Raw genomic sequence first — 22,665 nt, 5'->3', positions numbered from 1 at the left:
ACAGTATTTACCAATCAGTTGATTATAAATATATTACATTTCGTATGAAAATTCTTAATTTAGCGGTTGCCTTAGGGATTCTTCTCTCACTGGTGTCGTGCATAAAGGATGAGCCGCTCAATGCCGAGTGTGACATCACTGCTGTGACTCTCGATGGCAATCTGCTTAACCGTGAACCGATAATAGGTAATAATAAAGTGACTCTTATAGTGAAGAATGATGTGTCGTTGCTTGAACCGCTTGCACCAAAATTTATCCTTACTCCGGGAGCTACTATTACCCCCCCAGTGGTACGCCTCTTAATTTTCTGTTTCCGCAGACTTATACTGTCACATCAGAGGATGGAGAATGGAGTAAGACCTACACTGTAGAAGTTCAGAAAAACAACACCATAAATCTTGATTACGGTTTTGAAAATGTTCACCAGATATCAGCAATGGGTGGGCTAAGTTCCTACGATGAATTTTATGAAGTGGGTTCAAATGGGTTGGTGTCTCTTGTGTGGTCAAGTGCAAATTCAGCATTTGCACTTTCTTTTCAAGCTTCGACCCCCAACACATATCCAACTTATCAAGGGGATAATGGTGTGAAAGGTAAGTGTGTTGTGCTTACTACCAGATCTACTGGAAAATGGGGAGCCAATCTGAATAAGCCTATTGCAGCTGGCAATCTGTTTATAGGGACTTTTGATGGCAAAAATGCAGTGAGCAATCCATTGGGTGCTACTCATTTCGGAACACCATTTTATAATGAGCCGTCTGCATTCAGCGGATATTATAAGTATACACCAGGTGAAACATATTGTGAGACTGATGCAAATGGAAATTTTGTGCCTGTTTCCGGTAAGACCGATATGTTCAACCTTTATCTTGTTATGTATGAGGTGACAGAGTCTATGCAATGGCTCGATGGTACAAATGTACTTTCAAAAGATAACCCCAATATTATAGGTACAGCCGAAATTCCTGACCGTCATGCGAGCGATGAATGGGTGCCATTCAATGTTCCTTTCGTATGTCGTGAAGGGAAATCGATAGACCACTTCAAACTGAAATCCGGTGCGTATAATATGGCTGTAGTTATGAGTTCAAGCCAGGATGGTGACTATTTCTGCGGAGCCATAGGCTCTACGCTCATGGTGGATGAACTTCTGATCACCTGCGCATTGGAAGATAAATGAATCTCGACACACTAAAAAGCATATAGTTATGAAAATCAGTATATTCCATAAGCTTGCCATTTTAGGCATGCTGTTTGCGGTATTCTCGGTTAACGCCATGGCAGAGCCTGTCCCCGGTTATAATCCAAGTGAAGCGCGAGATGGCATAACGGGCAGAATCATCGCACTCGGGTTGGAATTCGAAGTCAATGCAGGTACCAATATAGGAGGAGCTGCGCCTCTGCCTCTCCCGGGAGAGATAAGGGAGATCAACTCCTATAGCCCTAACCTTAACTTACAGATTGGTGGAACTGCCACAAAATGGTTTGATGTGGAAAAGAGATGGGGTGCCGCAGTGGGCATACGTTTTGAGACCAAAGGAATGGAGACCAAAGCCACAGTCAAGAACTATGGTATGGAAATTCTTGAAAACGGTAAGATTCTTAAAGGAAACTGGACCGGAAAGGTACAGACCAAGTATCATACTCAGCAGTTGGTGGTGCCTATCACTGCGGTCTATCGTGTAAACCGTCGTCTTAAGGTAAACTTTGGACCTTATCTGTCATATGCGTTTGACAATGATTTTGACGGTTATGTGTCCGACGGTTATCTTCGTGAGGGTAATCCAACCGGCGACAAATATGTGTTCGAAGGTGATGCGATGGCATCGTACAACTTCAGCAATGACCTCAGAAAATTTCAATGGGGTATGCAGGGCGGAGTGTCCTGGTCGGCTTACAAGCATCTGCTCGTGAATGCCAACCTCGCCTGGGGATGTAACGGTATATTCGAATCATCATTCAAGACAATTAGTTTCAAAATGTATCCTATATACTTGAATGTAGGTTTCGGATACCTTTTCTAATTAGACCAAAGGACCAGAGAGCTAAAGATAGACAGGAGAACAGGAGAACTTTTTAGACCAGAGAACCATAGAACTATAGGTGTTCTATAGATTGTTCTCTTCCAAAAAGTTCTCCTGTTCTCCTGTCTATAGCTCTCTGGTTCTATGGTCTAAAAATCACTGCCAGCTGATAATTTTTCCTTGAGATATTTTCCTGTATAGGAAGCCGGGCACGATGCAACCTCCTCGGGAGTACCTGCGATGACCAATGAGCCTCCGGCATCTCCGCCTTCAGGACCCATATCTATCACATGATCGGCACACTTTATGACATCCATGTTGTGCTCGATTATCAGTACAGTGTGTCCCATACTGATGAGGCGGTCAAAGGATTTCATAAGTGTGGCTATATCATTGAAATGCAGACCTGTGGTAGGCTCGTCGAAAATATACATGGTAGGCTGTTTTGACTCATCGGCGAAGAATGACGCGAGTTTTACGCGCTGATTCTCACCTCCGGACAGAGATGAGGAGTTCTGTCCGATCTTTATGTATCCGAGCCCTACATCCTGAAGCGGCTTCAATCGTTTTATGATACGCTTCTCCTGAGTGTCATCCGTTTCTCCGAAGAATTCTATCGCCTGATTGATCGTCATCTCAAGAATATCGTATATGTTCTTTCTGCGATACTCTATCTCAAGGATCTCTTTCTGGTAACGCTTGCCATGGCATTCCTCACATGGAACGGTGATGTCGGCCATAAACTGCATCTCGATTGTTATCACACCCTCTCCTTTGCATGCCTCGCAGCGTCCGCCGTCGGAATTGAAGGAGAAATCCGATGCTGTGAATCCCATCTGCTTTGCGCCCTGTGTAGAGGCGAATAGCTTACGTATCTCATCGAAAGCCTTGAGGTAGGTGGCGGGATTGGAGCGGGTGGATTTTCCTATGGGATTCTGGTCAACAAACTCCACTGCACTCAGCCGGGCTATGTCGCCCGAGAGTTCGCGGTGATATGCCGGAGCATCACCGGGATTGCCGAGCTTGCGGTTGAGGGCACGGTAGAGCACGTCGCGCACAAGAGTCGATTTTCCGGAGCCGCTCACACCGGTGACCACAGTCATCACGCCGAGAGGGAATGTCACATCTACATCCTTGAGGTTATGTTCACGCGCACCCTTTATGACTATAGAGTCGCGCCAGCGTCGGCGAGTGCCGGGCACCGGGATGGTGAGCCTGCCGCTGAGGTAGCGCGCTGTGTAGCTTATGGCTGCTCCAGGTGTCTCCGTGAGCTCCTCTATGCTTGATGGGTCCCCTTGGAAGATGATTTCTCCGCCGAGGCGTCCGGCATCCGGACCTACGTCTATCAGATAGTCGGCTTCGCGCATTATCTCCTCGTCATGCTCCACCACCACCACTGTGTTGCCGAGGTCGCGGAGCTTCTTTAGCACAGTGATGAGACGGCCTGTGTCACGCGAGTGCAGACCGATGGACGGCTCGTCGAGTATGTAGAGCGAGCCTACAAGACTGCTTCCAAGTGAAGTGGCGAGGTTGATGCGCTGGCTCTCGCCGCCCGACAGGGTGTTGCTAAGGCGGTCGAGCGTGAGATATCCGAGCCCGACTTCAACGAGATAGCCTATGCGGTTGTTGATCTCGGTGAGCAGGCGGCGTGCAATCTTGGCATCTTGTTCGCAGAGCGAGAGGGTGCTGAAGAAAACCTGCAGATCGCTTACCGGCATTCTCACCAGTTCTCCGATGCTCTTTCCGCCTACCTTGACATACGAGGCTTCAGGGCGCAGACGTGAACCGTTGCATGCGGGGCAGGTGGTCTTGCCCTGATAGCGCGCACGCATCACCCTATACTGTATCTTATATTGGTTGCTGTCGACCATCTTGAAGAAGTTGTCGATGCTCGGGAATTCGCCATACATGTATCGGGCGTTCTTACCCTGTTCGGGTGTCGGTCCGTGCCAAAGCAGATGCTTCTGCTCTTGGGTGAGTTCCGCATATGGTGTATGGATAGGGAATTCGAACTGCTGGCAGTCGTGGATGAATGCTGTGCGCCATTCACCCATTTTTTCTCCGCGCCAGCAGGCAACAGCTTCGTCGTAGATGGAGAGAGATGCATTGGGCACCACGAGGCGTTCATCTATGCCGAGCACGCGTCCGAATCCTTCGCATGTGGGACATGCTCCTACCGGATTGTTGAAGTTGAACATCATCTCGGTAGGCTCATCGAAACGCATGCCGTCGGCCTCGAATATCTTTGAGAATTCGCGTGTCATGGTGCCCCCTTCAGGGAGCCATACCATAAGTGTTAGCTTGTCGCGTCCTTCAAAGAAGGCTGTCTCAGCTGAGTCGGCAAGGCGGCTCAGTTCGTCGCTTTCATGTGACACAGCAAGCCTGTCCACTACGAGCATATAGTCCTGGGGATTGTAGCGGCCTATATCGTCGCCAGCCTCCCTCATTTCGGCTATTACGTCTTCAAGTTCGAGGAAGGAGCCGTTGTGCATCACTCGGGCGTATCCCGCTTTCAGGAACACATCGAGTTGCGATGTGAGCCGTCGTCCCTCAGGGAGTACCACCGGAGCGAGTACTGCCAGCCGGGTGCCGTCAGGGTAGGATGTGGCAAACTCCACCACATCGTTGACCGTGTGCTTGCGCACCTCGTCGCCGCTTACTGGTGAGTAGGTGTGCCCTACGCGTCCATAGAGGAGTCGCAGGTAGTCGTATATCTCGGTGGATGTCCCTACGGTGCTTCGAGGGTTTCGGGTGTTGACCTTCTGCTCTATGGCTATTGCAGGCGGAAGTCCGAGGATTGCTTTGCACTCGGGCTTTGGCATCTTGCCCATGAACTGGCGGGCATAGCTGCTCAGGCTTTCCACATATCTGCGCTGCCCTTCGGCATACAGAGTGTCGAACGCAAGTGAGGATTTTCCGGAGCCTGACACTCCTGTTATCACCACGAGCCTGCCGCGAGGGATGTCAACGTCAATTTCTTTGAGATTGTTTACCTTGGCTCCTTGAACGGAGATATATTGTTCGTTGTTCTGCATTTCTCAGGAATCGATGTAACATACAAAGTTACTCATTATTCGTCTCATTTCAAAGCGTGTGCCATAGAGGTAAGTATATTTAACAGGCTATTCTATGATATAATAGAGTGGGAGTCGGGGAATTTGGTACAGGTACATAAAAAAATTATCCGTCATCGCGACGAATAATCTTCTTACCTTAAATCTAATACCATGAAAAACTGATGCAAAGTTAGGGAGAATATTGGATATGGCAAATTTTTATGCTTAAAAATATTGTACAATTTGCATAAATTAACATATCAACCCTTTGAGGTAAGATTTTGAAATGTGTGTTAAAAGAGTAGTGATGCCATCATATCATCAATGGTATACTGACTTATACAATAGCGGTGCTTGACACAATATGTGGCATATCTAAACACAAAATCCGCCTCGGCTGTTCATTTCAGCCGAGGCGGATGTGTGAATTATGGTCTGTGGACTATTTATTAGCCGTTAACCTTCTTCATGCGTGCGATGAGGTCGAGAACCTTGTTAGAGTAACCGATCTCATTGTCGTACCAGCTGACAACCTTAACGAAAGTTGGGGTGAGCTGGATACCTGCCTTAGCGTCGAAGATAGAGGTGCGGGCATCGCCGAGGAAGTCGCTTGAAACGACTGCGTCCTCAGTGTAGCCGAGGATACCCTTGAGTGAGCCTTCAGAAGCCTCCTTCATAGCGGCGCAGATTTCCTCGTAAGTAGCGGGCTTAGCGAGGTTAACGGTGAGGTCAACTACAGATACGTCGAGGGTGGGGACACGCATTGACATACCGGTGAGCTTGCCGTTGAGGGCGGGGATAACCTTACCTACAGCCTTTGCAGCACCTGTAGATGAGGGGATGATGTTGCCGGAAGCGGCACGGCCACCACGCCAGTCCTTCATAGAGGGACCGTCAACAGTTTTCTGTGTAGCGGTGGTAGAGTGAACGGTAGTCATGAGACCGTCGGTGATGCCAAACTTGTCGTTGAGGACCTTGGCGATAGGAGCAAGACAGTTGGTGGTGCAAGAAGCGTTGGAAACGAACTGCTGACCAGCGTAGGTGTCATCGTTAACACCGCAAACGAACATGGGGGTGTCGTCCTTTGAGGGTGCTGACATAACCACATACTTGGCACCAGCCTCGATGTGAGCCTGAGCCTTCTCTTTGGTGAGGAAGAGACCGGTAGATTCTACTACGTACTCGGCACCTACAGCACCCCAGGCAATCTCAGCAGGATTCTTGCAGGCGGTAACGCGGATGTTCTTGCCGTTTACGATGAGGAGGCTCTTCTCCAGGTCGTAGTCAACGGTTCCGTCGAACTGGCCATGCATGGTGTCGTACTTGAGCATATAAGCCATGTAGTCAACGGGAAGGAGGTCGTTGATAGCAACTACCTCGATGTCATCGCGCTTGGTGGATGCACGGAATACGAACCGGCCGATGCGGCCAAATCCATTGATACCTATTTTTGTCATAATTTAAAAATAAATTGGATATATTTTTAGAATTGATTATTAATTCCTTTGGAAACGCTTTTTGAGCGGGACAAAATTACAAATATTTTTCCAATGGACGTCACTTTTTTCAAGAAAATTAAAGCCGTTTTTATAAATAATTATACATTTTGTCCGTGAATGACTAATTTATTAGCCTTATGGATTAGAAGTTTGGATTTTTTAGCTAATTTTGTGCGTATTACGAAATAATTTAAAACAATTCAATATATGGCACTATTAAAGGAATTTAAGGAATTTGCGATGCGTGGCAATGTCATCGACATGGCTGTCGGTGTAGTGATAGGCGCGGCTTTCGGTAAGATCATCTCGTCGCTTGTCGACGATATCATAATGCCTCTTGTGGGAGTGGTGACCGGCGGAATCAATTTCACCGATTACAAGTTTGTGATCCAGCAGGCTGTCATTGACGGTCAGACTCAGGAGATTATCAAGCCTGAGGTGACAATGAACTGGGGTTCATGGGTGCAGACAGTTGTTGATTTCCTTATCGTGGCTTTCTGTATATTCATAGCCATAAAAGGCATCAATCAGCTTAAGCGCAAGCAGGAGGAGGCTCCCGCCCCCGCCCCGGCTCCGGAACCTACCAAGGAGGAGGTACTGCTCACCGAGATACGCGATCTGCTGAAAGAAAAGAAATGATATCGCATACAGATAAGTAAGCGGGAAGCAAGTCGGTTCAGACTTGCTTCCCGTTTCTGCTATGTGTCAATTGCCATGAAAAGATGGTTAGGTCTATTTCCGGTTCACTTCTTCAATGATTGTTTTTTTGAACAGGTCGTGGTCACGGAGGTCCGGACGGCCTTCAATCTTTCCGTCACGAGTTACCTTTTCCCTTGTGCGGAGCCACGATTGCCTCGATGATTTTCTCGGGTGAGACATCAGGTACCTTCTGTATGATATCCATGGATTCTTTTAGTTTTGCCTGATATTCCTTGTCTATGGCATTGACAGCATCGCCATAGAAAGGTGAACGCAGGTTATTGACAGTATTGCGGTCCTCATCTGAGAGTCTGCCGGCAGAAGCCTTGCGTGCAATTTTCTGATATACGCCTGCATCACCCAGAGGTGTGTCAGCGGCACCGTTTGATGCCCAGTCTACATTCTCGATGCTCATGGCGAATGGATGACCGGAAGCCATGAAAAGCTTGGGCTCATCGAAGCCCACACTCTTTACAATATTGGCTATATTGGTGTCGCTGAGCCTGAGGCGAGTGGTGTCGGGGGTTTCGCCTGCTGAAATGATGCCGTAACGGATTATGATTTGGCAGCTGAGTCACCATGGCAGCCATGTCGGTCTTGAGAGTGATTTTCTGAAGCTCTCTTATCATCTCAGGTGTTGATGGATCGGAATTGATTGCATTCAGGGAATCGTTTATGTTGCAATCACTTTCTATACATTGAAGAGGAAGTGCATGATGTCGCCGTCCTGGGCGATGTAGTTCTTTCCCTCGATTGCCATCTTGCCGGCATCGCGGACTGCTGATTCTGAGCCGAGAGTCACATAGTCGTCATACTTTATTACTTCGGCACGGATGAATCCCTTTTCAAAGTCCGTGTGGATTATGCCGGCACACTGTGGAGCCTTGCTGCCACGCATGAATGTCCATGCGCGTACCTCGTCGGCTCCGGCAGTGAAGAATGTCTGTAGGTTGAGAAGGGCGTAGGCTGCACGGATGAGTCGTGCCACGCCCGACTCTTTAAGTCCTATTTCCGCAAGGAATTCCTGTCGTTCCTCATATGTGTCGAGTTCGGCTATCTCGCTTTCGGTCTGGGCAGCCACGATGAGAAGCTGTGCATTTTCATCCTTGATGGCTTCACGTACGGCTTCAACGTACTTGTTGCCGTCGACAGCCGATGTGTCGTCCACGTTGCAGACATACATCACTGGTTTGGATGTGAGCAGGAACAGTTCACGTCCGAATTTCTGTTCGTCGGGTGTCTCAAGAATCACGGTGCGAGCCGGTTTCCCCTGCAGAAGTGCCTCATGATATTTCTTTAGCACTTCATATTGCATCTTTGCTACCTTGTCTCCTCCTGTCTGGGCCTGTTTCTGGGTCTTTGCTATGCGGCTTTCTATAGTCTCAAGGTCCTTGAGCTGTAGCTCATAGTCGATGATCTCCTTATCGCGGACAGGGTCGACAGTGTTGTGGACATGTGTCACATTGTCGTCATCAAAGCAGCGGAGCACATGGAGTATGGCATCGGTCTCACGTATGTTGGCGAGGAATTTATTTCCAAGACCTTCCCCCTTGCTTGCGCCCTGCACAAGTCCTGCGATATCCACGATCTCTACTGTGGCAGGAACTACCGAACGAGGATTGCACATCTCCACAAGCTTGTTGAGACGGTCGTCGGGCACGGTGATAACGCCCACATTGGGCTCTATGGTGCAGAAAGGGAAGTTGGCTGACTGAGCCTTCGCATTTGAGAGGCAGTTGAAGAGGGTCGACTTGCCCACGTTGGGAAGCCCCACGATGCCACATTGTAGTGCCATTTATATAAGGGATTAAATGATCGGTTATTAAAAAATTTCTGCAAAGTTACTAATTATTCTCCAACCGTCCATAAAAATCACCTTTAAAGCCATTCATCGCAGAGCCATGTGTTATCAGGGTGTGAGAGATACAGTATGTGGCGTGCCGCCGATGCTGTGTCTGCGGCAGGGTTGTCGTCAACATTCTCCGGGCCTATGATGCGCAGGTCCACTACGACATCAATGTCGCCCCATCTCTCGGCTATGTCACCGACGATTGCATCAAGAGTGAATGAGGATGGATAATAGCGTGCTCCGGTCCTTTGGGCGAGTATGGAGCTCCCCTTAGGATCGCCTGACGTGAAAGCTACCTTGCTTCCGACACCGGTGAACGCCGACACCGTAGCGGCCACCAATGTGGCGAGTGTATCGCATGGACCTATTACAATAACGTTCATAGGTGGATATGAGAGCACAAGCTCACATTGTTTGTGAGGGCGGCGCATACCCGGAGTGCTCTTGCTGTGGGATGCAAGACGCCCGGTGCGATACTCTTCCATACGTCTTTCCAGATAATTGTCAGCCATATTCTATAACCTCGTTTACCAAATGCAAACTTAAGAAAAATTCATTAATTTTGCACAAGATTCCCGATACAATGAATTCTGCTTTGATCAGACAACGGCTCAAACCGTGGATGCTGCCTATAGCTATGCTTGGCGGCATACTGTTTCATAACCTTATAGAAGTGATAGCCTTTGTGGCACCTTATCTGATATTCGTAATGCTCCTCATAACGTTCTGCAAGGTCAAGCCACATGAATTTCGCGTCACGCGCCTCTCGGGGGCTCTGATACTTGTACAGATTCTCGGATCGGTACTGGCATATCTCGCGCTGCTCCCGTTCAATCGTGAGCTTGCCGAGGGTGCGTTCATATGTATATTCTGTCCTACAGCCACAGCCGCTCCTGTGATCACCGGAATGCTTGGCGGCAGTATCCCTCGGCTTGCCACATTCTCCATAGTCTCCAATGTGTCGGTTGCGGTTCTTGCCCCTGTCCTTTTCTCTCTCATGGGGAGTAAGGCTGATATCACATTTTTCGAATCGCTTGCCACCATAGCCACCCGAGTGGTTCCGATGATCATACTTCCGCTGTTCACGGCATTTGCCATGCTTAGGTATATGCCAAAAGTCCACAGCAAGATAGCCTCGCATCAGTCGATATCATTCTATATCTGGTCGGTGTCGTTGTTCATAGTTGTGGGGAGGGCTGTCAGCTTTATTATGGCAGAGCCATCCGAGATGATACCTGAAATGCTATGGCTTGCCGGAATCTCGTTGGTGGCATGCTGTGCGCAGTTCTATATAGGGCGGAGGATAGGACGCCGATGCGGCGATAAGATTGCCGGAGCACAGGGGCTTGGGCAGAAGAACACTGTACTTGCCATATGGATGGCTCTCACATATCTCCATCCTATAGCCTCAGTGGCCCCGGCTGCCTATGTGGCATGGCAGAATATTATCAATAGCTGTCAGTTGTGGAAAAAAAGAAATAGGATATGACCGTATCTAATTTTATCCTTTTTGCTTTCGTAGTTTGAAATCTTTGAGTATCTTTGCAAAGAAGCTAATAGTTAAGTTATTTATTTGCCCACTATTAATATAATAGGTGGGATCTATTCTTTATTGTTGATAATCGAAATCCATATTATTCCATAGTATAAATGGTGGTAGGGCACTATTAATTCAGCACAGCTATATCTCCAGGGCATAGGGGTAGTAGTGTAGAGCTGAAGGCATAGGATATTGTGGTTTCCTTAGGAAAGGCACGAACCAAAACGATAAAGGAAACGTTAAATTTATAAAAAGTCCCCGAAGAAAGTCATGACACCACGAAGCATGTATGAAAATCTGATGACTCTCCCTCTATTCAAAGGAGTCAGTTACTCACGTCTGTCAGAGATAGTGGGGAATACCCGGCTTGCATTTCTGAAATATCTTCCCGGAGAGCATATGCTTAGTGCAGGAGAGCCGTGCACTCACATAAAGTTTGTCATCTCAGGGCATGTGCGCCTTACCATATGCAATGAGAGTGACCGTGTGAAAGTTAGCCAGACGCTCTCTTCACCGGCTGTGATATCTCCTGATTTTCTTTTCGGGCGCAACACCCTTTATCCAGCCTCTGCCACAGCCATCGACACAGTATCGATAATGCAGATTGAAAAAAAGGATTTCATACCGCTGCTCCAGAGCGATGATGTGTTTCTCTTCAATTATCTCAATATTCTGTCGAGCAACGCACAGAAGGCGGTCGACGGAGTATTGGCTATAACGTCAGGTTCGCTTGAGGAGCGCATAGCATTCTGGATAATAGCCCTCACCCAGATTGATTCGGACGACATAGTGCTCAGTGCCAAGCAGCGCGACCTGTATTCACTGTTCGGTGTGCAGCGTTCGTCATTCATAGCGGCTCTTGACGGAATGAAGGCACATGGCATACTCGATTATACACCCACCGAGATTAGAGTACGTTCACGCCGCGCACTTCGCGGAGTGCTCCTCAAAACCCCCGACTGATCCCTGGTTGATCTTAAAAGTCATGATGTCTGTTTTAATTAAACACTATTGTTTTAGTTTTTTTGTAAGATATTGTGCATAACTGAGTTTCATGAAAATAAAAGTTGAAAAAACTTTTTAGAACTTTTATGATTCCGATTTTCCTATTTAATAATTTTTTCATACATTTGCAGCGCAATACCACGCCGATACCTTTCATGGTAGATGGGTAGGTGGGTTGCGCTATATATTTTGAAAACGTTTACTTGACGTTTTATCTGTGGCATACTGAACTTCGCAACTTCAATATACGGTCACACGATAAAGCAATTGTAGATGTTCATGGGTATGTTACAAACATACTGATGCTGTATCATGGTGTCGCTTTCCGAGCGCACCCTGTTGTTGGTATCATTGTATGACTGACATATCGGCGTGGGCGCTGCGTTGCTTATCCTTGACCAAAGGCAATGCGAAGGCCCAGTATGCAGGATAAGTAGCAAGTACAGTTCCTGCGCTTTTCTTTTTATATGGCTTGTATTTCTGTTTGGTCAACAGGTCCGGAGGGGAACTACGGACATATTTATGATTATAATAAATATGAAAGCAGTTATTTATGTCCTCGCGTTGTTTATGGCTGTATCCTCAGGTGTCACTGTCACGGCACAGATTAATAAGGATGCTTATAAGCAACGATCGGAAATGTTGAAACTCAACAAGAAGCTTCAGAACACCAAGGTGTCAAAAGCAAGCAAGAAACGAGCGAAGGAGGATCAAAAAGAGGGGTGGAAAGCATCTGGATCACTTCCGTTGGAGATGCAGTACGAACGTGCTGCCGTTTATGAAAACTCGTTTGAGGAAGATTTGGTCACACCGAAATTTGTAAATGGCTCCGGACAGTCAGTTGGATCAGTATATGACGGAGCTATGATGCAGGCACGAGAGATGGCCCGCCTAAATCTTATCGGAAGCATAGAGTCCGATATAACACAGTTGGTAGACAATAATATAAGCAATAATCAACTCTCAAGCCAAGATGCTACCACTGTAGCAAAAACGCTTAGCCGCTCCAAATCCATAATGTCGAAAAAACTCGGACAGACTATACCTGTCATCGAGCGTTATCGCAAGCTTCCAAACGGAAATTACGAGGTATTTGTACAGACATTCTACAGTATGGATCAGGCTCGCGCGATAACCAAAAATGTACTTCGCGTTGAGTTGGAAAAAGAGAGTGAAGACCTTGCCGGGAAGTTGGATGAGATGTTAGGCTGGTGATCATGCGTCTGTTGCTTGCCATATTGCTAATGTTTTGTGGAGTCCTATCACTGTCAGCTCAAAAAGTCAAGACTGTGACAGGTGACTACACCTATCATGTCCCAGAAAGTCAGACCATCGAACAGGCTAAGGCTACGGCCCTTGAACGAGCACGCATTCAGGCTTTAGCCTCGGCATTCGGTACAATTGTGTCACAGACCAATATAACAAACATTTCCACGACAGGCACTGTTGAGGTTGATTTTCAGACCATAGGAATGAGTGAGGTGAAAGGAGAATGGCTCGAAGATACCGATGCTCCGGTCTACGATATTTCTTTTGTTGACGGAATGTTCACAATTTATGTGTCAGTAAAAGGTAAGGCAAGGGAACTTGTGTCGTCGACTTCCGAATGTGTAGCCCATGTGTTATGTAACGGCAAGTCGCATAAACATGAGTCGGACCGTTTTATAGCAGGTGATCAGATCTATCTTATGTTCCAATCCACTACCAACGGCTTTCTCGCAGTGTATCTTTCTGACGGCACCGGGACCGTGTCATGTCTGCTTCCATATCCCTCACAGACCGATGCGAGTTTTCCTATAAAGGGCAATAGATCATATCTGTTGTTTGACAGTACTGTTGGCGATGAATATATTGAAGAATATTGTCTGACAGCATCTCGCGAAACCGAAAACAATATCATATACATAATATTCTCTCCACGAAAGTTTACAAAAGCTCTTGACAGTCAAACCGAGGGGGAACTGCTCCCGCGAGAACTTCCTGAAAATGAATTTCATAAATGGTTGACCAAATGTCGCAGACGCGACCCGGAAATGCAGATAATACGCAAATTCGTTACAATAACCAATCGATAGCCAATCTAATATTTTATGAAACGAATCATCACGTTCATCACTTTCATCGTCGTCACATTCCATATCATTGCACAAGGATTCAGTTATGTATATAACGGAGTGGAGTTCAAAGGAAAGATTACTGACGGCGTAGCATGTATAAAAAGTTTCAATCACAAGACACAGGAGGTAACGATACCTGCCTCTATTGTACACAAAGGCATATCCTATCCAGTGAAATCCGTGAACACATTTCTCAATGGAGTCAATTATTCCACAGTCTATCTCACCATAGAGGAGGGTATTGAAGAGATTGATAAATTTTGTTTCAACGAATTTCGCAAACTGGTGTCTGTCAAGCTGCCTAATTCTATCAGACATATCGGCAAGAATGCATTTCGCGATAATCGTGGTATGGAATTCGATATGGCTGGGAGCATTGATGAGACAGCTATCCGCAACGGACAGGAATTGTTCATTAAAAATGCTAATACATTTGACTTAGCAGCAACCAATAAGTCCTCATATGATATATCTTCACGCAGGAAGGAAACTCAGGACGAAATAGAGAATAAAAAGCAGCAGGATAAAGAGAATGAGGCTCTCAAAGCCCAGCTTCTTGAGCAGGCGAAGTTGCTTAGAGAAACTGAAGAGCTCCTTGCTGAAGCCGCAAAGCAAAAGGAGAAGGAGGAAAAGCAGCGTGAAAAGGATAAAGAAAAAGAGAGGAAAAGCAAGAAAAGATCTGGAGGTATGAAAGGTGCTTTCAAGGGACTTTTCGGTATTAACGAGAGTGACGACTCTCCGGAGATAGTTACTCAACAGCCTCAGCCCCAGCTTATAGCCGCTGCTCCAGCCCCGGTGATACCAGAGTTGCCTCCGGTGGATGTCGATATTGATATACCTGTAGTGAGTACCGATAAAAATAATAATACCTATTGTGTGATTATTGCAAATGAAAAATATGAAGATGTGCCGGAGGTGGAATATGCTGAACGTGACGGCGAAGTGTTCAGGGAATATTGTATAAAGACTCTCGGAATCCCGGAAAAACAGGTCAAATCATTCATAAACGCATCATATACCGATGTAAAGAGGGCCCTTAACTGGATCGAGACAATGGCAGATATTTCAGGAGCCGAATCGAAGGTGATATTCTACTATGCAGGTCATGGCATTCCAAATGAGAAGGATAAAACGGCATATCTTATTCCTACAGACGGCTTTCCTAAAGATATCACCACATGTTTTAAGCTCAGCGATATGTATGCTCGTCTTGGTAATCTAAAAAGTAAAAGTGTCACAGTGTTACTCGATGCTTGTTTCAGCGGTGTAAAACGTGGCTCTGGTCAGGCTCTTGTGGCAGCACGCGGTGTAGCAATAAAGCCCAAGACAGAAGCGATTCCTGGTAATATGGTGGTATTCACAGCCACATCAGATGACGAGACAGCCTTGGCGTATAAGGACAAGCGTCACGGTATGTTCACATACTTTCTGCTTGACCATCTGAAGAAGACTCGCGGCAATGCTTCGTTTGGTGAGATGTTTCAGGTTTTGTCAACTCACGTCAAGAAAAATTCTATGCTTGAGAACGATAAGCTTCAGACCCCATCGGTTAACGTGTCGGCAAGCATGAAGCCCAAATGGAAAAAACTTCAATTCTAATTATTTATATATCCATTTTTCAACCAATTATTAATTACATCATGAAAAGAGTATTGTTTTTATTAGTAGTGGCTTTTGTTGCAATGAGCGCATCGGCACAAATCACATGGAACACAAAAGGTGGTATTGGTCTGGCACATTGTTGGGGTGATGCTGAAGGGCTTTCAGGTCACTTTGTAGGTAAAATAGGTGCAGGTATTGAGAAACCTCTGACATCTAATTGGTCACTCATGCCCTCCCTTGAAGTTGCATGGAAAGGTGCTGAAGAAAAATTTTCAGATAAAGGTTTTGAATATAAGAGCACTCTTGATCTCTTTTATATCCAGGTTCCTGTAGTTGCAGCCTATCGTGTGAACATAAACGATGACTGGAACTGTGCGCTCAAAGCAGGTCCCTATCTTGCTTATGCAATCAGCGGTAAGATTAAGGGGGGATATGAAGGTGAATCATTTGATGAGGATTTCTTCTCAAGCAATGATGAAGGACCTTCAGGCAGACGTTTTGACGCAGGTCTTGATTTCGGTGTGGATTTTGAATACCATCGATTCGTGTTTGGTGTGGAATATGAGTTAGGCTTCATATCCATACAGAAGAAATTTGAAGATATAGTAGGCAGTATACGTAATGCCGCTTTCTACGCCACAGTAGGTTTCAAATTCTGATATTGTAGTGCGTCAAAATAGCTATAAAAAGAGATAACACATACAGAGCCCGCAAAAAAACACTGTTTTTTGCGGGCTCTGTATGTGTTTATTAGTTTGCTATACTAAGTTGCTGATAGGGATTTGTTTGGGTCAGATGGATATATGGGGCGTAAAACGAAATGTGCATAATTGAATATTGAAAGTTTGATAGTGATTTAGGTGTGAATCAATGAGTTGTGTTCTATTTCGCGTACATCTCGTTTCAAAACGAAACGTGCAATTTTTTACATGGCTTTTACATTCCTTTTACAAAGGATGGGTTTTAGAGGGGAGATCGGAATAAAATTTTTACATCGCGATAAAATATTGCCTGTTTTAATGATCTCGGTGCTGATTCTAATGTGATATTGGCTGTCATCGGCGGGAGGATGAGGGGATGGGATGAGTGGGAGTTTTATGGGGGTGTGTGATTTTCAATGATATATTGAATGGAAATTGTGTTTAAGGTATTAGGGATCCTTTTTAACTTTTTTAAAATTGGCGGTTACGAAATTTATGCCTACCTTTGCACCGTCTTTTTCGGGACGAGAGGAAAAATTTGGCTGCTTGCAACCTCTTCAAAAATGCTAAAACTGCAAAAAGTTTTTTAGAGATAAACATCTGTCCGTCCGGTAGGATAATTCCTATGGAGACACGATGAAAAATGTTGAAGCAGTCACCCCACCACCATTTCTCGGTTCCGTGCACTGTTTCGATATTTTTTTACACCATTATGAAAACATATCTTTTTACATCCGAGTCAGTATCGGAAGGGCATCCCGACAAGGTTGCCGACCAGATCAGTGATGCCGTGCTTGATGAGTTTCTCGCACGTGATCCCAAATCGAAAGTAGCTTGCGAGACACTTGTCACCACAGGTCAGGTTGTCGTTGCAGGCGAGGTCAAGAGCAACGCTTATGTCGACCTTATGGATGTGACACGTCAGGTGATCCGCAGCATAGGTTATGACCGGAGCGAGCTGAAGTTTGACGGAGAGGCATGCGGCGTGTTCTCAGCCCTGCATGAACAGAGTGCCGATATCAACCGTGGTGTCGAGCGTGAGGATGCAGAGGCTCAGGGTGCCGGCGACCAGGGCATGATGTTCGGCTATGCCTGCGACGAGACTCCCGATTATATGCCTCTCACCCTTGATCTTTCCCATCGTCTGCTTCGCGAGCTCGCCGACATACGCCGCGAGGCAGAGCATATGACATGGGAGAAGCGCGGACGAGTGTTCACTTATCTGCGTCCCGACTCCAAGAGCCAGGTCACAGTGGAATATGACGAGAACAATCGTCCTCTGCGTGTCGACACCATAGTGATCTCCACTCAGCACGATGAGTTCATAAAGCCGGCCGATGATACTTCCGAGGCACAGGCTGAAGCTGACCGCGCTATGCAGGCTCGTATAGAGAAGGATGTACGTGAGATACTTATACCTCGCGTCAAGGCTCAGCTTCCTGCCGAGGTGGCTGATCTCATCACTGATTTCAAGCTTCTTGTCAACCCTACAGGCAAGTTTGTGATAGGCGGTCCTCATGGTGATACCGGACTGACAGGACGAAAAATTATTGTCGACACTTACGGAGGCCGTGGTGCCCATGGCGGAGGTGCCTTCTCAGGCAAGGACCCCAGTAAGGTGGATCGGTCGGCCGCATATGCGGCGCGTCATATCGCCAAGAATCTTGTGGCTGCCGGGATTGCCCGCGAGGTGCTCGTGCAGGTGGCATACGCTATCGGATGTGCACAGCCTGTGAGCCTGTGTGTCAACACTTACGGCACCTCCCGTATAGACATGACCGATTCCGAGATCGCTGACATTGTGAAGGCTATGCCCTGTTTCGACATGACACCTTATGCCATAGAGAAGCGTTTTGACCTGCGTCAGCCCATATATCGTGAGACTGCGAGCTACGGTCATCTTGGGCGTCAGCCACGCAAGGTCATCAAGCATTTCCACTCCCGCTATGAGCCTGATTTCACAAAGGAGGTTGAGCTGTTCACCTGGGAGAAGCTCGATGCTGTTGATGCTGTGAAGAAGGCGTTCGGTCTTTAAGTATTCAGCCTATATAGACTAAATGCTCCCTGAAAGTTTTATCGGACTTTCAGGGAGCATTTTATTTGTGCCATATGTCTTAAGGGATGAGGCTAAGGACGGCGGATGTGAAGTCGGCTGACGAGAGGGTGGATGGCAGCCAATGGATGGGAGAGGTGGGCACGCGGCGTTCCATGCCTCTGAACCATGTCATCTGCCGTTTGGCAAACTGGTGTATTGCTATCTCAAGCTGTGTGAACATCTCGTCGTAGCTGATCTGTCCGATGAGGTGTAGCGTGAGGTATTTGTATTCCAGTCCGTAGTATATTAGATCGTCAGCAGGGATTCCGGTGTCGAGCAGATGGCGCACTTCGTTGAGCATTCCGGCATTGAGGCGCGAATAGAGCCGCTCTGTGATGCGCTGTCGGCGTGTCTCGCGGTCGACCTCCACGCCAATGGTTAGAGCGTCAGTGAGCGGATGCGGCTCGGCTTGTTCTGACATGTCGGGATGTTCGGTGTAATAGGTCTGTATCTCGATTGCCCTTACAGCACGCTTTACAGTATCGACATCGGTGACGTTGTGGAGCGATTTCATCGATGCAAGTATTTCGGTTAGTTCGGCGAGAGATTTACTCTCCAGCGAACGTCGCAGCTGAGTGTTTTCCGGAACTTCGGGCAGTGACAGCCCTTTGAGCACACTTTCGACGTATAGCCCTGTGCCGCCGCATAAGATGGGCATTTTTCCGCGAGCCACTATGCCGTCATATGCCTTTCTGTAGTCGCGCAGATATTCATATAGGTTGTATTTGTATCCTGCCGGGCATATGTCGATGAGGTGGACCGGTATTCCATCATATTCTTCAAGGTCCTTACCGGTTCCGAGATCCATTCCGCGGTATACCTGTCGCGAGTCGGCACTGATGATTTCACCGTCAACTGCACGAGCCAGCTCGACCGCCCTGCGGGTTTTGCCTGAGGCGGTCGGTCCGGTGATAACGATTAATGATAGAGTGTCGGTAACAGTCATCGGTCATCGAAAATTCGACGCAGCATCCTTCGGAAGCGGAATAGCGGCTTGTCCTCGTTGAAGCGCGACACTTCAAGCCAGAGCGGTGAATTGAAGTCTACGTCCCAGTCACAGATCCCGTTGAGGCGGAATAACGGATGATAGTTCTTGACCTTATAGAGACGGTTGCCGTCGGCATCATACGTTTTCCATGCCATTGTCACAGTGTAAAGCCTATGTATTTCGGCTGCAAGCATCGGTGTCAGCTCACGGTTGTGTAGCATGCGTTCTATCTGTGACAGGTTGTACCATTTGCCTTTGAACCCCGACTCTTCAAGCACATCGGATGAATTGGGGCAGCATATGTAGTGGAATGTGTTGCGCTCCCCTGACGCTTCGGATGAGGCGTACATGAAACGCAGCTCGAAGTCTGATTCATTCAGTTTGCTTATGTCGCACAGCAACCGTGCTGCTTTCTGTTTTGACAGCTTTTCGGTGAAGTGCATTGCAAGTGAGGCAGGGGTATCATAGTAGTTGTCATCATCGTCGGAATCGGATATGTCGTCCTGGCGGGATAGAAACATGGTGTCGCCTGAGATTATCAGTATACGTAGACTCGATGAGCCGTCCAGACGGTTGTATGAACCCTCGGTGTCCTGGAAGTTGTACGCCCATATGGTGAAGCATCGTGCCCCGATGTAAAATATGGATACGAGGAAGAGTATCACCGGAACCCATCCGAAGAAGAAACGGTCAGGAATGTTGATGTTGACGTTTATATAGAAGAATGTATAATAGCCCCATGTGACAATGGTAAGCACTGTGGCTATGGCTAAAAGGAAGAGGCGTTGGTAACGGCTCTCCTGTACGAACAGTTTGCCGAGAAATCCACGTTCGGTGCTGGACCCGAGGGTGATAAAACATGTGTGGCATGCGCTGTACTTCTTTCCCCGCAGACTCGCCCAAAGGGTGTTGACAAAAACCACAGGTGATATGATAAGCGATGTCACAAACGGCTTTGCCGAGTTTATGGTGTTCTGGTCGTAGAAATACGTTATGAGCCCCCTGCGGTATATGATGCTTATTATCACCATTATCGTGGCGGACATGAACAGGGTGCGCATAGCTATTGTTGGTAGCAGCGGGCACACTGCTTTGCGCGAACGCAGCGAGGATTTATTGTATATGAACAGGGCTCCGGCGAGCGCGTATGTGATTATGGGGATGAGCTGTGGCGGTGCGTAGACACTTACCAGATTGGGGATGAAGAGAACACCTCCGGCTATGACCCAATTGAGCCATAGTCCGAAGAGTGCTGATTCGTATGATGTGTTTTTTGTTAAGGACATTACAGATTCTTATCGAAATAGTCAAGCATCTTGGAATAGACATTAAGGCGAGAGTCGCATCCCAAGATTGAGTGATTCATGTTAGGATATAGAAACATGTCGCAGAAGCGACCGTGTGACTGCAAAACAGAGACATACTGCATAGTGTTCATGAGGTGAACATTGTCGTCGGCGGTGCCATGCATTATGAGCAGAGGTATGTTCATGTCTTTCACCTTGTTGATTGGTGATGATTCGCGGTATCCGTCGGGATTTTCCTGAGGTGTGAGCATGAACCTTTCGGAATATACGGTGTCATAGTAACGCCAGTCGGTTACAGGTGCTACTGCCACTGCGCAGGCAAATGGTGATGCCGGGGATGATATGGTCATGAGTGTCTGGTAGCCTCCGTAGCTCCATCCGGTGAGGCCTATGCGTGCCGGATCGACATATGGAAGGGTCGCTGCCCAGCGGGCTGCTCCGCAAAGGTCGATGGCCTCGTAGTGTCCGAGATTCTTGTATACTATGGTCTCCCAGGCTCTTCCTTTACCGCCTGTGCCGCGCGCGTCTACACAAAGCACCACATAGCCGTGCATCGCTGCATACTGGGTCCAGTCGATCCGCCATCGGTTGAGCACTTCCTGCGATCCGGGACCGCTGTACTGGGTGATGATGAGAGGGTAGCGGCGTGACTGATCGAAATTGGATGGCTTGATGATGTAAGCATCCATTGTGATCCCTTCGGAGGTGGTCACGGTAGTGAATTCTGGCTTGGGTGCCGATGCGTATTTTTCGGCGAGTCCGGCATTGTCCTCAAGCACTCTTATCTTCTTGTCGGCTGGTGCTGTGTAGAGGGTGCATGCAGGTGGTGTGGTGGAGTTGCTGTAGGTGACTGCATAGTAATCCATTGTCGGGGAGAACCATGCTGAAGCGTTGCCCGAGTCGGGGGTGAGACGCTTTGTGATGCCTTTGGGGTCGACACGCATCACTACTCGGTTGATGGGTCCTGACACTGTGGACTGGAAGTAGCAGTTGCCTTTGGTGTCAGTTCCGTAGAAGTCTTTTATATCGAAATCGCCTGAAGTGATGGTGCGCATGAGCTGTCCCTCGTAGCTGTAGAGATAGGCGTGGGTGAATCCGCTGCGCCCCGACAGCAGGATGAATCCTGAGGGGAGATATGTTATGTTCTCGTATGTGTCATCGTTGAGCCATGCCTCGCTCTTCTCTGTGATGAGAGATTTGGATACGCCTGAACGCGGATTGACTGCAAGGAGCTCCATGCGTGTCTGCGAGCGGTCGAGTGTGGTCACCATAAGGCGTCCGGCAGGGTCGTGGGCATAGCTGATACGCGGGATGTATTCTATGTCGGAACCGGGAAGAGTGATGTCCTTGGTCTTGCGGTTGTCGATATCGTAACTGTGAAGAGTGACAACTGAGTTGGGTTGTCCGGCTACAGGATATTTGTAGGTGAACTGTCCCGGATAGAGTGCATACTGCTTCATGGGGTCGCATGAGCCTTCGTAGAGTGGGAAAGAATAGGCGGGCACTTCGGTCTCGTTGTATTTGAGATAGCACAGTGTGAGACAGTCAGGCGACCATGCCATTGAGCATGTGGCTGAGAACTCCTCTTCGTACACCCAGTCGGGGACTCCGTTGATGATACGGTCGACGGCCCCGTCGGTTGTGACTGCCACTTCTGTGCCGTAGTCGAGTTTCTTTAGGTAGATGTTGTTGTCGGGAGCGACAAATGCCACCATTCTTCCGTCAGGAGAAAATACCGGACAACGCTGCACAGGATGACTCTCTGATAATGGCGTGAGTATTCGCGTGCGTATCTCGTATATGTAGTGTGATGCACGGGAGGAGCGGCGGTAGATGGGCTCTATGCCGGTTGCGAGAAGTAGTTTGGAGCCATCGGGGCTTAATTGGAAGCTCTCGATAGCTGGGATTTTTGCTTCGCGGGTATTGGTCACATCCATCACGGTCTCAGCTTCCGCTCCGTTGCGTATGTCATGCCTGACGATGCGTTTTGAGTCAGCTGAAAGTTGCAGGTAGGACTGTCCGTCGGGCATGAAATAAGGCTTAGCTACCGATTTGCTTCCGTTGTTGGGATGTACATATGGAGCCATGTCGGCGAAGTTGCTGACATTTATAGCCTTTGGAGCAGCTGCGGCTGATATTGTCATGAGGCTCGCCGCTGCAAGAGTTATGAGGTGACGGGTCAT

The 22,665-nt window shown here is 47.7% G+C and carries 19 protein-coding genes; 11 read left to right on the top strand and 8 right to left on the bottom strand.

Annotated elements, in window-relative coordinates; all coding sequences use genetic code 11:
- The first annotated feature begins 44 nt into the window (after positions 1–44).
- From EZ315_RS16605 to EZ315_RS02685, 3 genes are all read left to right on the top strand, one after another.
- Positions 45–371, top strand: a complete 327-nt coding sequence (locus EZ315_RS16605; RefSeq protein WP_242452479.1) for a hypothetical protein — start codon at positions 45–47, stop codon at positions 369–371.
- Positions 372–436: 65 nt separating this feature from the next.
- On the top strand, positions 437–1,180 hold the full coding sequence (locus EZ315_RS02690; RefSeq protein ID WP_242452478.1) for a PCMD domain-containing protein: 744 nt from the start codon (positions 437–439) through the stop codon (positions 1,178–1,180).
- Positions 1,181–1,208: 28 nt separating this feature from the next.
- Entirely contained in the window at positions 1,209–2,024 is an 816-nt protein-coding gene (locus tag EZ315_RS02685; protein ID WP_135470390.1) for a porin family protein, read from the top strand.
- A 149-nt stretch (positions 2,025–2,173) separates the two neighbouring features.
- Here EZ315_RS02685 and uvrA read toward each other — a convergent pair whose 3' ends face one another.
- Together uvrA and gap are read right to left on the bottom strand one after the other, a co-directional pair.
- Positions 2,174–5,059: an excinuclease ABC subunit UvrA gene (gene uvrA / locus EZ315_RS02680; RefSeq protein WP_135470388.1), complete on the bottom strand. Its 2,886-nt coding sequence runs from the start codon at positions 5,057–5,059 to the stop codon at positions 2,174–2,176.
- A gap of 470 nt (positions 5,060–5,529) precedes the next feature.
- A complete protein-coding gene (gene gap / locus EZ315_RS02675; protein WP_135470387.1) occupies positions 5,530–6,537 on the bottom strand; it encodes a type I glyceraldehyde-3-phosphate dehydrogenase in 1,008 nt (335 codons plus the stop codon).
- A gap of 249 nt (positions 6,538–6,786) precedes the next feature.
- Between gap and mscL the strand changes: the two genes are divergently transcribed.
- Positions 6,787–7,218 (top strand): large-conductance mechanosensitive channel protein MscL, encoded by a 432-nt coding sequence (gene mscL / locus EZ315_RS02670; protein WP_135470385.1) that lies wholly within the window; start codon positions 6,787–6,789, stop codon positions 7,216–7,218.
- Between the two features lie 175 nt (positions 7,219–7,393).
- Here mscL and EZ315_RS02665 read toward each other — a convergent pair whose 3' ends face one another.
- The 3 genes from EZ315_RS02665 to EZ315_RS02655 all read right to left on the bottom strand — a co-directional run bounded on the left by EZ315_RS02665 (position 7,394) and on the right by EZ315_RS02655 (position 9,639).
- Positions 7,394–7,744, bottom strand: coding sequence for a hypothetical protein (locus tag EZ315_RS02665; protein WP_135470383.1), 351 nt, complete (start codon positions 7,742–7,744; stop codon positions 7,394–7,396).
- Positions 7,745–7,969: 225 nt separating this feature from the next.
- Positions 7,970–9,073, bottom strand: coding sequence for a redox-regulated ATPase YchF (gene ychF / locus EZ315_RS02660; protein ID WP_135470381.1), 1,104 nt, complete (start codon positions 9,071–9,073; stop codon positions 7,970–7,972).
- Between the two features lie 83 nt (positions 9,074–9,156).
- A complete protein-coding gene (locus EZ315_RS02655; RefSeq protein WP_135470380.1) occupies positions 9,157–9,639 on the bottom strand; it encodes a Rossmann-fold NAD(P)-binding domain-containing protein in 483 nt (160 codons plus the stop codon).
- Positions 9,640–9,710: 71 nt separating this feature from the next.
- Between EZ315_RS02655 and EZ315_RS02650 the strand changes: the two genes are divergently transcribed.
- From EZ315_RS02650 to metK, 7 genes are all read left to right on the top strand, one after another.
- Positions 9,711–10,616, top strand: a complete 906-nt coding sequence (locus EZ315_RS02650; RefSeq protein WP_242452477.1) for a bile acid:sodium symporter family protein — start codon at positions 9,711–9,713, stop codon at positions 10,614–10,616.
- Positions 10,617–10,937: 321 nt separating this feature from the next.
- Positions 10,938–11,630, top strand: coding sequence for a Crp/Fnr family transcriptional regulator (locus tag EZ315_RS02645; protein ID WP_135470378.1), 693 nt, complete (start codon positions 10,938–10,940; stop codon positions 11,628–11,630).
- Between the two features lie 579 nt (positions 11,631–12,209).
- A complete protein-coding gene (locus EZ315_RS02640; RefSeq protein ID WP_135470376.1) occupies positions 12,210–12,887 on the top strand; it encodes a hypothetical protein in 678 nt (225 codons plus the stop codon).
- Positions 12,888–12,889: 2 nt separating this feature from the next.
- Positions 12,890–13,747: a DUF4384 domain-containing protein gene (locus tag EZ315_RS02635; protein WP_135470374.1), complete on the top strand. Its 858-nt coding sequence runs from the start codon at positions 12,890–12,892 to the stop codon at positions 13,745–13,747.
- 15 nt (positions 13,748–13,762) lie between these two features.
- Positions 13,763–15,388, top strand: coding sequence for a caspase family protein (locus tag EZ315_RS02630; protein WP_135470373.1), 1,626 nt, complete (start codon positions 13,763–13,765; stop codon positions 15,386–15,388).
- A gap of 41 nt (positions 15,389–15,429) precedes the next feature.
- Positions 15,430–16,050 carry a porin family protein gene (locus tag EZ315_RS02625; RefSeq protein WP_170957439.1) on the top strand — a complete coding sequence of 207 codons (621 nt, stop codon included), beginning with the start codon at positions 15,430–15,432 and terminating at the stop codon, positions 16,048–16,050.
- A 754-nt stretch (positions 16,051–16,804) separates the two neighbouring features.
- A complete protein-coding gene (metK, locus tag EZ315_RS02620) occupies positions 16,805–18,127 on the top strand; it encodes a methionine adenosyltransferase (protein WP_135470369.1) in 1,323 nt (440 codons plus the stop codon).
- Positions 18,128–18,206: 79 nt separating this feature from the next.
- On the opposite strand, the gene miaA is transcribed toward metK, so the two are convergent.
- From miaA to EZ315_RS02605, 3 genes are read right to left on the bottom strand one after another with little or no spacing between them, the layout of a single operon-like run.
- Entirely contained in the window at positions 18,207–19,133 is a 927-nt protein-coding gene (miaA, locus tag EZ315_RS02615; protein ID WP_135470367.1) for a tRNA (adenosine(37)-N6)-dimethylallyltransferase MiaA, read from the bottom strand.
- Complete coding sequence (locus EZ315_RS02610; protein ID WP_135470365.1) at positions 19,130–20,461, bottom strand: hypothetical protein; 1,332 nt, start codon at positions 20,459–20,461, stop codon at positions 19,130–19,132. The genes miaA and EZ315_RS02610 overlap by 4 nt, the downstream gene beginning before the upstream one ends.
- The gene (locus EZ315_RS02605; RefSeq protein WP_135470363.1) at positions 20,461–22,665 is read right to left on the bottom strand and encodes a S9 family peptidase; all 2,205 of its coding nucleotides are present in this window, start codon (positions 22,663–22,665) and stop codon (positions 20,461–20,463) included. The genes EZ315_RS02610 and EZ315_RS02605 overlap by 1 nt, the downstream gene beginning before the upstream one ends.

This window comes from Duncaniella freteri, from assembly GCF_004766125.1.
In the GTDB taxonomy this organism is placed as follows: Bacteria; Bacteroidota; Bacteroidia; order Bacteroidales; family Muribaculaceae; genus Duncaniella; species Duncaniella freteri.
This window is presented reverse-complemented; position numbering and strand designations above follow the sequence as displayed.

What these genes read in the sequence shown, in the direction of transcription:
- ychF (WP_135470381.1), bottom strand. Translation starts at nt 9,073, where the DNA reads ATGGCACTACAATGTGGCATCGTGGGGCTTCCCAACGTGGGCAAGTCG.
- EZ315_RS16605 (WP_242452479.1), top strand. Translation starts at nt 45, where the DNA reads ATGAAAATTCTTAATTTAGCGGTTGCCTTAGGGATTCTTCTCTCACTG.
- EZ315_RS02630 (WP_135470373.1), top strand. Translation starts at nt 13,763, where the DNA reads ATGAAACGAATCATCACGTTCATCACTTTCATCGTCGTCACATTCCAT.
- miaA (WP_135470367.1), bottom strand. Translation starts at nt 19,133, where the DNA reads ATGACTGTTACCGACACTCTATCATTAATCGTTATCACCGGACCGACC.
- gap (WP_135470387.1), bottom strand. Translation starts at nt 6,537, where the DNA reads ATGACAAAAATAGGTATCAATGGATTTGGCCGCATCGGCCGGTTCGTA.
- EZ315_RS02605 (WP_135470363.1), bottom strand. Translation starts at nt 22,665, where the DNA reads ATGACCCGTCACCTCATAACTCTTGCAGCGGCGAGCCTCATGACAATA.
- EZ315_RS02685 (WP_135470390.1), top strand. Translation starts at nt 1,209, where the DNA reads ATGAAAATCAGTATATTCCATAAGCTTGCCATTTTAGGCATGCTGTTT.
- EZ315_RS02690 (WP_242452478.1), top strand. Translation starts at nt 437, where the DNA reads ATGGGTGGGCTAAGTTCCTACGATGAATTTTATGAAGTGGGTTCAAAT.
- EZ315_RS02645 (WP_135470378.1), top strand. Translation starts at nt 10,938, where the DNA reads ATGACACCACGAAGCATGTATGAAAATCTGATGACTCTCCCTCTATTC.
- uvrA (WP_135470388.1), bottom strand. Translation starts at nt 5,059, where the DNA reads ATGCAGAACAACGAACAATATATCTCCGTTCAAGGAGCCAAGGTAAAC.
- mscL (WP_135470385.1), top strand. Translation starts at nt 6,787, where the DNA reads ATGGCACTATTAAAGGAATTTAAGGAATTTGCGATGCGTGGCAATGTC.
- EZ315_RS02610 (WP_135470365.1), bottom strand. Translation starts at nt 20,461, where the DNA reads ATGTCCTTAACAAAAAACACATCATACGAATCAGCACTCTTCGGACTA.
- EZ315_RS02655 (WP_135470380.1), bottom strand. Translation starts at nt 9,639, where the DNA reads ATGGCTGACAATTATCTGGAAAGACGTATGGAAGAGTATCGCACCGGG.
- EZ315_RS02640 (WP_135470376.1), top strand. Translation starts at nt 12,210, where the DNA reads ATGAAAGCAGTTATTTATGTCCTCGCGTTGTTTATGGCTGTATCCTCA.
- EZ315_RS02650 (WP_242452477.1), top strand. Translation starts at nt 9,711, where the DNA reads ATGAATTCTGCTTTGATCAGACAACGGCTCAAACCGTGGATGCTGCCT.
- metK (WP_135470369.1), top strand. Translation starts at nt 16,805, where the DNA reads ATGAAAACATATCTTTTTACATCCGAGTCAGTATCGGAAGGGCATCCC.
- EZ315_RS02635 (WP_135470374.1), top strand. Translation starts at nt 12,890, where the DNA reads ATGCGTCTGTTGCTTGCCATATTGCTAATGTTTTGTGGAGTCCTATCA.
- EZ315_RS02625 (WP_170957439.1), top strand. Translation starts at nt 15,430, where the DNA reads ATGAAAAGAGTATTGTTTTTATTAGTAGTGGCTTTTGTTGCAATGAGC.